The 11,385-nt window shown below is 64.3% G+C and carries 11 protein-coding genes and 1 tRNA gene; 2 read left to right on the top strand and 10 right to left on the bottom strand.

The features are described 5' to 3' along the window. Positions 1-359: 359 nt before the first annotated feature. The 10 genes from RCI06_RS13320 to RCI06_RS13275 form a co-directional block, all read right to left on the bottom strand. On the bottom strand, positions 360-2,513 hold the full coding sequence (locus tag RCI06_RS13320; protein WP_306576348.1) for a Tex family protein: 2,154 nt from the start codon (positions 2,511-2,513) through the stop codon (positions 360-362). 37 nt (positions 2,514-2,550) lie between these two features. Beyond that, positions 2,551-2,856 carry a sodium ion-translocating decarboxylase subunit beta gene (locus tag RCI06_RS13315; RefSeq protein WP_276873385.1) on the bottom strand — a complete coding sequence of 102 codons (306 nt, stop codon included), beginning with the start codon at positions 2,854-2,856 and terminating at the stop codon, positions 2,551-2,553. Positions 2,857-3,040: 184 nt separating this feature from the next. After that, a complete protein-coding gene (locus tag RCI06_RS13310) occupies positions 3,041-3,280 on the bottom strand; it encodes a hypothetical protein (protein ID WP_101548482.1) in 240 nt (79 codons plus the stop codon). A gap of 58 nt (positions 3,281-3,338) precedes the next feature. Then, positions 3,339-3,415 (bottom strand) — tRNA-Met (locus RCI06_RS13305). 191 nt (positions 3,416-3,606) lie between these two features. Beyond that, positions 3,607-3,894, bottom strand: coding sequence for a hypothetical protein (locus RCI06_RS13300; RefSeq protein ID WP_101548479.1), 288 nt, complete (start codon positions 3,892-3,894; stop codon positions 3,607-3,609). A 172-nt stretch (positions 3,895-4,066) separates the two neighbouring features. Beyond that, positions 4,067-5,584, bottom strand: a complete 1,518-nt coding sequence (gene gpmI / locus RCI06_RS13295; protein WP_276873394.1) for a 2,3-bisphosphoglycerate-independent phosphoglycerate mutase — start codon at positions 5,582-5,584, stop codon at positions 4,067-4,069. Positions 5,585-5,608: 24 nt separating this feature from the next. Continuing rightward, complete coding sequence (tpiA, locus tag RCI06_RS13290) at positions 5,609-6,376, bottom strand: triose-phosphate isomerase (protein WP_101548475.1); 768 nt, start codon at positions 6,374-6,376, stop codon at positions 5,609-5,611. A gap of 193 nt (positions 6,377-6,569) precedes the next feature. Then, the gene (gene pgk / locus RCI06_RS13285) at positions 6,570-7,760 is read right to left on the bottom strand and encodes a phosphoglycerate kinase (RefSeq protein WP_306576347.1); all 1,191 of its coding nucleotides are present in this window, start codon (positions 7,758-7,760) and stop codon (positions 6,570-6,572) included. A 219-nt stretch (positions 7,761-7,979) separates the two neighbouring features. Then, positions 7,980-8,915 (bottom strand): DegV family protein, encoded by a 936-nt coding sequence (locus RCI06_RS13280; protein WP_306576346.1) that lies wholly within the window; start codon positions 8,913-8,915, stop codon positions 7,980-7,982. Positions 8,916-8,927: 12 nt separating this feature from the next. After that, the gene (locus RCI06_RS13275) at positions 8,928-9,440 is read right to left on the bottom strand and encodes a tRNA (cytidine(34)-2'-O)-methyltransferase (protein ID WP_101548471.1); all 513 of its coding nucleotides are present in this window, start codon (positions 9,438-9,440) and stop codon (positions 8,928-8,930) included. A gap of 209 nt (positions 9,441-9,649) precedes the next feature. Between RCI06_RS13275 and RCI06_RS13270 the strand changes: the two genes are divergently transcribed. Continuing rightward, positions 9,650-10,150, top strand: coding sequence for a hypothetical protein (locus RCI06_RS13270; RefSeq protein ID WP_306576345.1), 501 nt, complete (start codon positions 9,650-9,652; stop codon positions 10,148-10,150). Next, on the top strand, positions 10,143-11,385 hold a 1,243-nt coding region (locus RCI06_RS13265), incomplete at its 3' end, for a PBSX family phage terminase large subunit (RefSeq protein WP_306576344.1). The genes RCI06_RS13270 and RCI06_RS13265, both read left to right, overlap by 8 nt.

The raw sequence follows: 11,385 nt of genomic DNA, 5'->3' as shown, positions 1-11,385 counted from the left end.
GGTTCCGGAGACTCGCCGGCAGAGGCATTGCGCCCGCGGCGCGGCGGCGGGCGGGTTGCTGTACACCCGTCCGTTCATCCGTGACAGGGCGCCGCCGACTTTGGCCGAAGGCCAACCGGAGGCGGCGCGGGGGTCAAGGGGGCCTGGCCCCCTGCGGCTTCTTTCCCCCATTTCTTGTCCGCACAAGAAATGGGGCCGCCTGCCGGGGCGGGACCCGGCAATCCCCGCCGCCGCAGGCGGCACATCTGGAGCGCCCCGAAGGGGCGCGAACAAAAGCCCTCCGCCCGCTGGGCGGAAAAGCCTGAGGGATCGCCGCCAGTCGACTACCGACAAGCTCCACCGCTCCCCGAGCGGCAAATCTAAGCAGGCTTCTTCATCGTGAGCGAGATGCGCTTGCGGGGCACATCCACCGACAAAACCCATACGGTGACGATGTCGCCCACCTTGAGCAGTTCGCTTGGATGCTTGATGAAGCGGTTGGTGATCTGGGAGATGTGCACCAGGCCGTCCTGGTGCACGCCGATGTCCACGAATACGCCGAAGTCGATGACGTTGCGCACCGTTCCGGTGAGCTCCATGCCGGGCTTCAGGTCCTTGAGGTCCATGATGTCGGTGCGCAGCATGGGCGGGGGCAGCTCGTCGCGCAGGTCGCGTCCCGGTTTCATGAGGTCGGAGACGATATCGCGCAGGGTGGGCACGCCGACGCCGCATGCCTCCGCGACCTTTCCCTCCCCGGCGGCGCGGACCTTGTCCGGCAGTCCGGTGAGGTTCCCCGCCGCCACGTCGTCCAGCGTATAGCCGAAGCGCGCGAGCAGCGCCTTGGCGGCGTCATAGCTCTCGGGATGCACGCCCGTATTGTCCAGGACGTTTTTCGCGTGGGGGATGCGCAGGAAGCCCGCACACTGCTCATAGGCCTTGGGACCGAGCTTAGGGACTTTTTTAAGCTGGGCACGGGAGGTGAACGCGCCGTTCTCCTCTCGCCAGGCGACGATGTTTTTCGCGACCGTGGCCGAAAGGCCCGACACATAGCCGAGCAGGGAGGCCGAGGCGGTGTTGAGGTCGACGCCGACCCGGTTGACGCAGTCCTCCACCACGCCGCCGAGCGTCTCGTCGAGCCGCTTGGGGGGCATGTCGTGCTGGTACTGTCCGACGCCCACCGACTTGGGGTCGATTTTCACAAGCTCGGCCAGCGGGTCCTGAAGCCGCCGCGCGATCGACACCGCGCTGCGCAGCGACACGTCGAATTCGGGGAACTCGGCCGCGCCCAGCTTGGAGGCGGAATAGACCGACGCCCCCGCCTCGTTCACCATCATGTAGCTGAGGCCGCAGTCCAGCTCGCGGATGAGCTCCGCGGCGAAGATCTCGCTCTCCTTCGAGGCGGTGCCGTTGCCGATCGAGAGCACCTGCACCCCGTGCTTTTTGATCAGCGCCGAAAGCGTCCGCTTGGCCTCGGCGGTTTTATTTTGGGGCGGCGTCGGGTAGATAACCGTCGTGTCGAGCACCTTGCCGGTCGGATCGACCACCGCGATCTTGCAGCCGGTGCGGTAGGCGGGGTCGATCGCGAGCACCGTCCTGCCCTTGACGGGCGGCTGCATGAGCAGCGCCTTGAGGTTCACGCCGAAATTCTTAATCGCCTGCTCGTCCGCCATGTCGGTCAGGTCGGCCCGCATCTCCCGTTCCAGCGACGGATGCACCAGGCGCTTGTAGGCGTCCTCGACCGCCGCCGTGACGAGCGGGGTCGTGATGCTCCCCTTTTTGACGAAGAGCCCGGCCAGCAGGCCGGCGGCGTAGTCCGCGTCCGCCTCGACCGATACCTTGAGAAAGCCCTCCTTTTCGCCGCGGTTGATGGCGAGCACCCGGTGGCTCGGCACCTTGGAGACCGGCTCCGCATAGTCGTAGTAGGTCGCGTAGACCGAATCCCTGCCCGCGTCGGCGGCGGCGCTCCGCAGCACCGCGTTGCGCCGGTAGTAATCCCGCAGACGCTGGCGGCCCTCCGCGCTGTCCGACACCTGCTCCGCGATGATGTCCGACGCGCCCGCGAGCGCGTCCTCCACCGACGCGACCTCCTTCTCCGGGTCCACGAAGGGCCGGGCAAGCTCCTCCGGCGTGTCCGACATGCGGTCCTGCGCGAGCAGCAGCGCGGCAAGCGGTTCGAGGCCGCGTTCCTTCGCGATCGTCGCGCGGGTGCGCCGCTTCTGCTTATAAGGGCGGTAGATATCCTCGAGGCGCGCAAGCGTCCCGGCCGACGCGATGTCGGCGGCGAGTTCGTCGGTCATCTTACCCTGCTCGGTGATCGAGGCGGAGACCTCCTCCCGGCGCTTTTGCAGTCCGCGCAGGTAGTCCAGCCGGTCCGCCAGCTCGCGGAGCACCTGGTCGTCGCACGAGCCCGTTTTCTCCTTGCGGTAGCGCGCGATGAATGGGATCGTATTTCCCTCGTCGATCAGCGCGATGATGTTGTCCACATAGTCCTTTGCGATGTGGAATTCCCTTGAGAGGATCGCTGAAAAATCCATTTTCTTATCCATCCTGTTATATTAAATATAAAAATTACTACTTGTTCTTTCGGCGCAGCAGGATAAGCGCCACGCAGCCCACGACGGAAAGCGCGGTCAGCACCCCGGCGAGCAGCATGGGCGGCAGGATGTTCGCCGTCGTATAGATGGCGGTGGGCCCGTCCGCGCCGCCGATGATGGCGATCGAACCCGCGCCCTCCGCGATGTGGAACTGCACGCTCTCCCCGAGCAGCCGGCCCGCCCACCAGAACAGCAGCCGCCTGCCCAGCAGGATCAGCATAGCAAGCGCCGCGCAGGCGATCGTCCCGATTTTGACCGCCCTGTAAAGGGGTCTCCCTTTCACGTCTCCATCTCCCCGTTTCCTGAAAATCCGCTTCCCGCCCCGCCGCCGCAAGCCGCGCCGGCGGGCACAAACGCCGCCTGGAAATGTGCTTATTGTACCACAAATCCGGGTCCGCTTCAACCGGACGGGCCGCCGCGCCCGCATTAAAAAGGGCCCCGTCCGCTAAGGCGGACGGGGCCCTTTTTCACAGTTTTTTCTGTTGCTCGGCGAGCCAGGCGGCCGCGGCCTCAAGCCCCCGGGCGTCCAGCGGGAAGGTCTCCTCCCCCAGCATGAGCCCGTGCTCCTGGCAGTATTCGAGGCAGTAGGTCTGGTAGGCCCACACCTTGATTTCCTCGCCGTCGGGTTTCAGTTTATAGCGAAAATTCCCCTCGCTGCCCGTATGGGTGTTCTTCTCCTTCAGGAAATCGAGCATCGGCAGGTCCATGCAATTACCTCCACAATCATAAAAAGTTCGTAAAGCATTGGCCTTACGAACTTTTTGTTGGTTGCGGAGGCAGGATTTGAACCTACGACCTTCGGGTTATGAGCCCGACGAGCTACCGGACTGCTCCACTCCGCGATATGTCAACGCTTTTTAGGCTCCTTATTATATTACCACGCCGCAGGGCATTTGTCAATAGATAAGCGGCAATTTTAATAAAGTCATTCCAGCGCGGCTCCCGCGGCCATCGCCGGATCGTTCACCGAACGCGAAGGGATTGCGCGGCGAGGGGAAAAGAAGCGGCCGCCCGCAGGGCGGCCGCCGTGCTTTTATTCCTCGGTGGGTTCCTCTCCGTCATCCTGCGCGGCCGCTTCCGGCGCGGCATCCTGGACGGTCTCCTCCGGCGCGGAGCATCCGCAGCCGCAGACATCCTCCTCGTCGTCCTCGTCGACCTGGGTCGCATAGTAGTCCAGATCGGACATGTCGTCCATCAGTTCGTCGTCGAGATCGTCGCAGAGCGCGCAGCTGCGGCGTTTAAAATAAGCGGCAAACGCGACGATCGCGCCCGCTATGGCGATCAGAAGGGCAATGGTCGCTATAAAGGTACCTTTTCTCATATCGATTCCTCCTGTAGTGGATAGTTGGGCGTGTAGATGCATCTATTATAATCCATTTCCCGGATAAAGACAAGTCATTACGTTTATTTTGTGCCAGACCGGGTAAAATATACGGTCCCGCGTAAAGACGCAAAAAAACGCCCCGCGCAGCGCGCGGGGCGGCTTTCTCTTTTTATTCGACGATGCTTTTGCCGGTCATCTCCTTGGGCTGGGGCAGGTCGAGGAGCTTGAGCATCGTGGGGGCGAGATCCGCCAGGCGGCCTCCCTCGCGCAGTTTCACGTCGCCGCAGCCCACCGCGATGAGCGGCACCGGGTTGGTGGTGTGCGCCGTGAAGGGGGAGCCGTCCGGCTCGAACATCTGGTCGGCGTTGCCGTGGTCGGCGGTGATCAGTGCGCGCCCGCCCATCCGCAGGATCGCGTCCACCGTCTCGCCGAGGCATTTGTCCACCGCTTCCACCGCGCGCTTGGCCGCGTTGAAGACGCCGGTGTGCCCGACCATGTCGCAGTTGGCATAGTTGAGGATGATCACGTCGTATTTCCCGCTTTCGATCCGCTTGACCACCTCGTCGGCAACGATGTAGGCGCTCATCTCCGGCTGCATGTCATAGGTCGCAACCTTGGGAGAGGGGATCAGCGCGCGGTCCTCGCCCGGGTAGGGCTGCTCGACGCCGCCGTTGAAAAAGAAGGTGACGTGCGCGTACTTCTCCGTCTCCGCAATCCGCAGCTGGGTGAGGCCCTGGTCGGAGATGTACTGGCCGAAGGTGTTGTCGAGGCTCTCCGGCTTGAAGGCCACCTCGACGTTCGGCATCGTCACATCGTACTGGGTCATGCAGACGAAGAAGACGTGCTTTTGGCCGCCCTCGCGCTCAAAGCCCTTGAAGTCCGGGTCCACGAAGGTCCGGGTCAGTTCGCGCGCGCGGTCGGGACGGAAGTTGTAGAAGATCATCGAATCGCCGTCGCGGACGCCCGCGTCCTTGAGGCAGACGGTCGGCTCGATGAATTCGTCGGTGACCTCCGCGCCGTAGGATTTCTCCGCCGCGTCGACCGCCGAGGGGTTGAAGTTGCCCTCCCCCTTCACGATCGCGTTATAGGCGCGGGAGACGCGCTCCCAGCGGTTGTCGCGGTCCATCGCGTAATACCGGCCGATCACCGTCGCGATGCGGCCGATGCCGATCCGGTTCATCTCGGCTTCCAGCTCCGCGAGAAAATCCACGCCAGAGGTCGGGGGCACGTCGCGGCCGTCCATGAAGCAGTGGACGTACACCTTCTTGAGCCCCGCATCCTTCGCCAGCCGCAGCAGGCCGTAAAGGTGGGTGTTGTGGCTGTGCACGCCGCCGTCCGAGCAGAGGCCCATCAGGTGCAGCGCGGAGTCGTTCTTTTTGCAGTTTTCCACCGCCGCCAGCAGAGCGGGGTTTTGAAAGAAGTCCCCGTCCTCGATCGACTTGGAGATGCGGGTCAGCTCCTGATAGACGATGCGGCCCGCGCCGATGTTGGTGTGGCCCACCTCCGAGTTGCCCATCTGGCCGTCGGGCAGGCCCACGTCGAGGCCGGACGCCCCGATCAGCGTGTGGGGGCAGGTGGCCATCAGGCGGTCGATGTTCGGCTTTTTGGCCGCCGCGATCGCGTTGCCGTAGTCCTGCGGGTTATATCCGAAACCGTCCAGGATAATGAGTGCCAAAGGTTTTTTCATCTGCTTTCCTCCTAATGCCCGGGTTTATTTCGAGGCCGCTTCCACGATCGCCGTGAAGTCGGGGGCCTTGAGGGACGCGCCCCCGATGAGCCCGCCGTCCACGTCCGGCTGCGCAACCAGCTCCGCCGCGTTCTTCGCGTTCATCGAGCCGCCGTACTGGATGGTCAGGCCGTCCGCGGCCGCCTGGCCGTAGAGGCCCGCGACCACCGCGCGGATGTAACGGCAGACCTCGTTCGCCTGCCCGGCGGTCGCGGTCTTGCCCGTGCCGATCGCCCAGACCGGCTCATACGCGATGATGACGCGCTTGAGTTCCTCGGCGGAGACGCCGCCCAGCGCGACCTTCGTCTGAAGACCAACAATCTCCTCGGTGATCCCCTGCTCCCGCTGCGCGAGCAGCTCGCCCACGCAGAGGATGACGGTGAGGCCCGCGTCGAGCGCCGCGCGCACGCGCTTCTGCACCGTCTCGTCCGTCTCGCCGAAATACTGGCGGCGCTCGCTGTGGCCGATGACCACATATTTGACGCCCATCTCGGCGAGCATGTCGGCGGAGATCTCGCCCGTGAAGGCGCCCGATTTCTCCCAGTGGCAGTTCTCGGCGCCCACGCCAATGTTGGTCCCCTCGGTCAGCGCGAGCGCGGTCTCGAGGTTGGTGTAGGGCACACAGATCACGACGCCGCAGCCGGCGTCCGCGACCATCGGCTTGAGCTCTTCGATCAGGGCTTTCGCCTCGGGGCGGGTCTTGTTCATCTTCCAGTTGCCGGCGATGACGGCCTTGCGCAGGTTCTTGTTCATAGTATGTCCTCCTGTATCGTGATGTATTGATGACGGTTTTCGGGCCGCGGCGGGAAACCCGCGCCTCGCGCGGGACGCAAAACTTTGTTTTGCGTACAAACGGCGGAGCCGTTTGGTTTCCCGCCCCCGCGTGTGCGGATGGGGCGCGGGAGGCTGAAAAAGGGCGGGCTGACGCCCGCCCTTTTGGTGGCTCTTATTTGTCGTTGAGGGCCGCGATGCCGGGCAGCTCGAGGCCTTCGAGGAACTCGAGGGAGGCGCCGCCGCCGGTGGAGATGTGGGTCATCTTGTCGGCATAGCCGAGCTTGGTGACCGCCGCGGCCGAATCGCCGCCGCCGATGATCGAGACCGCGCCGCTCTCAGCGACCGCCTCGGCGACCTTGAGGGTGCCCTCGGCGAACCGCTCGAACTCAAAGACGCCCATCGGGCCGTTCCACACGACGGTGCCGGCGTTCTTCACGGCGCCGCAGAAGAGCTCGATCGTCCTGGGGCCGATGTCCATACCCATCCAGCCGTCGGGGATGTCGTCGCTGTCGACGATTTTGATGTCGCAGTTGGCGTCGAACTTGTCGCCCGCCTTGTTGTCGACCGGCAGCAGCAGGCTGACGCCCTTGTCCTTCGCCTTCTGGAGCATCTCGCGCGCCAGGTCGAGCTTATCCTCCTCGCAGAGGGAGTTGCCGATCGAATGGCCCTGCGCCTTCATGAAGGTGTAGGACATGCCGCCGCCCACGATGAGGGTGTCGACCTTCTCGAGGAGGTTGTTGATGACGCCGATCTTGTCGGAGACCTTCGCGCCGCCCAGGATCGCCACAAAGGGGCGCTTGGGGTCGGAGAGGGCCTTGCCCATGATGGTGATCTCCTTCTGGATGAGGAAGCCGCAGACGGCGGGCAGGTAATCGGCGACGCCGGCGGTCGAGGAGTGGGCGCGGTGCGCCGAACCGAATGCGTCGTTGACATAGATTTCCGCCAGCGAGGCAAACGCCTTGGCGAGATCGGGGTTGTTCTTGGTCTCGCCCGCCTCGAAGCGGACGTTCTCAAGCAGGAGCAGCTCGCCGGGCTTCAGTGCCGCGGCCTTGGCCTTCGCGTCGCCGCCGACGACGTCCCTGGCCATCGCGACCGGCTTGCCGAGCAGCTCGCTCAGGCGGGCCGCCACGGGCGCGAGGGAGAACTCGGGCTTCACTTCGCCCTTCGGACGTCCGAGGTGGGAGCAGAGGATGACTGCCGCGTTGTGGTCAAGCAGGTACTTGATGGTCGGCAGGGCCGCAACGATGCGCTTGTCCGAGGTGATGACGCCGTCCTTGAGCGGGACGTTGAAATCGCAGCGGACGAGTACCTTTTTGCCGTTTACGTCGATGTCCTCCACCGACTTTTTGTTGTAAGAGGTCATTGAAATAGCCACCCTTCATTTTATGTAAATTGGCATAGACTTACCCGGTTGATTGATGCAGATTGCATAACCTGAAACCATGAATATTTTAATGCAACAACCCGCGTTTTGCAAGGGCTTTTGCCCATTTTCCCTGCTTTGAACAGCCATGCCGCAAGGTTTGACGTTTTCTTTGGGGATTTTTGCACACGACATGTGCAAAAAGCGCCTGCGGCGCTCTCAGCCCCGGATGAAATCCTGCTCCCGCGCCCGGGTGTTGATCCGTTTTTCCCCGCGCACGATCACGCCCGCGACCTTCGGGCCCGAGTTGATCGCGATCGACGCTCCCGCGAGGTAGCGCGCCTTCGGCGCGTGTCCGAATTTTTTGGCGACCGCCTTGTAAATGTCTTCCCCGTACTGCTCCACCGAGCCGCAGATGACCGCCGTCGGCGCCTTTTTGTCCACCGCGCGGCCGTAGGCGTAATCCACAATGTGCGGAACGACGTTTCTGTCCCCGCGCACCTTCTCCACCACCGTCGTCACCCCATCCACAATCGATATGATCGGGCGCAGGCCGAGCACGTCCCCGACAAACGCGGACGCCGCCGGGATGCGGCCCGATTTCCGCGCGTATTCGAGCGAGTAGGCGGCGAAGATGATCTCCACCGTCGCGTAGAAATCGTCGAGCCAGGCAGTGATTTCCTCCGCGCTCCTGCCCGCCTTGATCATCTTGGACGCCTCGACGATCGGGTAGCCGTAGCCCAGCGTGTAGGTGCCGGAATCGAGCACGGTGATGTTCATCTTCCCCTCCGCCTCGGGGTGCTCCTTATAAAACTGCCGCTTGCCGAACACCGCCGCCTCGAACATGTTGGAGCCCACCGAGGTGATCGTCGTGTTGATCACGTCGGTATAGCCCTGCTCGAACGCGTCGAGGTACGCCTGCTGGTAGGTGATCGACAGGATGTGGCTCGTCACGGGCAGCTCCTTTGCCGCCGTCAGCCGCTCGTAAAATTCCCGGGTGGTGAAATCCACCCGCTCAAGATAGCCCTTGCCGTCGATCGCGATCGGGATCGGCAGCATGACGATGCCGCCCTCCAGCAGGTCGGCGTCGGAGATATCGCTCGCGGAATCGGTCATCAGCAGGATCCTCTGATCCGTCGTCTTTTTCTTTCCCATCTGTTTCTCCCATCACAAAGGGACCGCGTCCCAGTCGTATTTCGTCAGTTTTCCATGGTTTTGGAGCGCCGGGAATCCCCACTGCCGCAGCGTCTCGTAGGCCGCCACCGCCACCGTATTGGAGAGGTTCAGGCTGCGCGCCCCCGCGATCATCGGCAGGCGCACGCAACGGTCCGGGTTCGCGCGGAGCAGCTCCTCCGGCAGGCCCGCGTCCTCCCGGCCGAACACGAGGTACGCGTCGTCCGGGTAGGCGATATCGGTATAGGTCCGGCGGGCTTTCGTGGTGAAATAGTAGAACTCGCCCCGCGGGTTGCGGGAAAAGAATTCCGGCGTGCTCTCATAGGTGGTGATGTCGAGCAGGCGCCAGTAGTCCAGACCGGCGCGCTTGAGCTTCGCGTCGGTGATCTCAAAGCCCAGCGGCCCCACCAGGTGCAGCCGCGCCCCCGTCGCCGCGCAGGTCCGCGCAATGTTCCCCGTGTTCTGGGGAATCTGCGGTTCGATCAGGACGATATTCAAAACGGACATTCCGGCTTTTCCAGCTCCCTTTTCTGTCGTGCAGGCGCGCCTGCTGTACCTTATAATTTACCATTTTCTTCACAGTTTAGTCAAGTATCCGCCAGTTTGCGGCGCGCTTCCGCAGGGTTTTTGAAAAAATATTTTTTCTCCCGGCGCGTTCGTTGCGTTTTTCCGCAATTTCCGCCCCGTTTTCCGGTACGGGTGAAAGGATGTGGCCTATGAAACCCTCTCTCAACACGCAGAGGCGGAGGGCCTTCTGCGTCTATATGGCGCGCGGCTTTCCGCCCGAGGAGGCCGCGCGTAAAGCGGGCTTCGGCGCCAGAGACTGCGGCATGCAGTCAGCGGCGCTGCTGGGCGACGCGAAGGTGCGCCGATCGATCGCCCGGCTGCGAAAGGAGCTCTCCTTCGGCGCGCCCGCGTCGCTCGCGCGGGCAGGGCTCGAACGCATCGCGCTGGGGGACGCCGCGGGCGCGCTGCCGCTGCTTTCCGGCGAGGGAGGCCCGGCCTCCGCCGCCGACCTCTTCCATGTGGCCGAGGTGCGGCTCCCCAAGGGGGGCGGGGTGGAGATCAAGTTCTGCGACCGGCTCAAGGCTCTTTCGCTGCTCGCGGGGCTTGACGGCGGCGAGCAGAACGCGGCGGGCTCCCTGCTCGCGGCGCTCGCCCGGTCGGCGCAGGCCCCCGCCGACGACCCGCGCGCGGAGGACGGGGCGGATGGGTGATTTCACCCGGTTCTCCCAAAAGCAGATGACCGCGCTCACCTGGTGGCGGCCGGGAAGCCCCCATGAAGCCCGCGACGCGGTCATCTGCGACGGGGCGGTGCGCAGCGGCAAGACGTTCTGCCTTTCGCTCGGGTTCCTCCTCTGGTCGATGACGGGCTTTGACGGGCAGTGCTTCGCGCTCTGCGGCAAGACGGTGGCCGCCCTGCGCCGCAACGTCGTGTCCCCGCTGCTTCCCTGCCTGCGGGAGCTCGGCTTCGCGGTGAAGGAACGGCTTTCCCGCGGCGTGCTCGAGGTTGCCTTCCAAAACCGGCGCAACCGCTTCTATCTCTTCGGCGGGCGGGACGAGGGGAGCGCCGCGCTTATCCAGGGGGTCACCCTCGCGGGCGTGCTGCTCGACGAGGCCGCGCTCATGCCGCGCTCCTTTGTCGAGCAGGCCGTGGCGCGCTGCTCCGTCGAGGGCGCGCGGCTGTGGTTCTCCTGCAATCCCGAGCATCCGCAGCACTGGTTTTACACCGAGTGGATCCTGAAGGCGAAGGAAAAAAACGCCCTCTATCTGCACTTCACCATGCGCGACAACCCCGCCCTCTCCCCCGCCGTCCTGCGGCGGTATGAGCAGCTCTACTCCGGCGCGTTCCGCGAGCGGTTCGTCCTGGGCAGGTGGACCGCCGCGCAGGGCGCCGTCTACCCGATGTTCGACCCGCTCCGGCATGTGGTGGATTCCGCGCCGGCCTGCTCCCGCTATTTCATCTCCTGCGACTACGGCACCGTCAACCCCGCCTCCTTCGGGCTGTGGGGGGAGGCGGGCGGCGTCTGGTACCGGCTGGCGGAATACTACCACGACTCCCGCAGGACGGGAGAGCTAAAGACCGACGAGGAATATTACGCCGCGCTCGAAGCGCTCGCCGGGGACCGGCCCGTCGAGGCGGTCGTCGTCGATCCGTCCGCCGCGAGCTTTCTCGCCTGCATCCGGCGGCACGGCAGATTTACCGCCCTGCCCGCCAAAAACGATGTGGCGGACGGCATCCGGCTGGTGAGCGGGCTGCTCCGGGAGGAAAGGCTCCGCTTCTGCGCCGGGTGCGCCGACACGATCCGGGAGTTCGGGCTCTACCGCTGGGACGAGCGCGCGGGGCGGGACGCGCCCGTCAAGCAGAACGACCACGCCATGGACGACATCCGCTACTTTGCCGCCACCCTGCTTGCGCGCGGGGAGCCAGGCTGCGCCGCCGCCGCGGTGG

It is taken from the genome of Anaerotruncus massiliensis (ex Togo et al. 2026) (assembly GCF_030825285.1).
Lineage (GTDB): Bacteria > Bacillota > Clostridia > Oscillospirales > Ruminococcaceae > Anaerotruncus > Anaerotruncus massiliensis.
The sequence above is the reverse complement of the archived record's forward strand: the minus strand, read 5'-3'. Positions and strand labels throughout refer to the sequence as shown.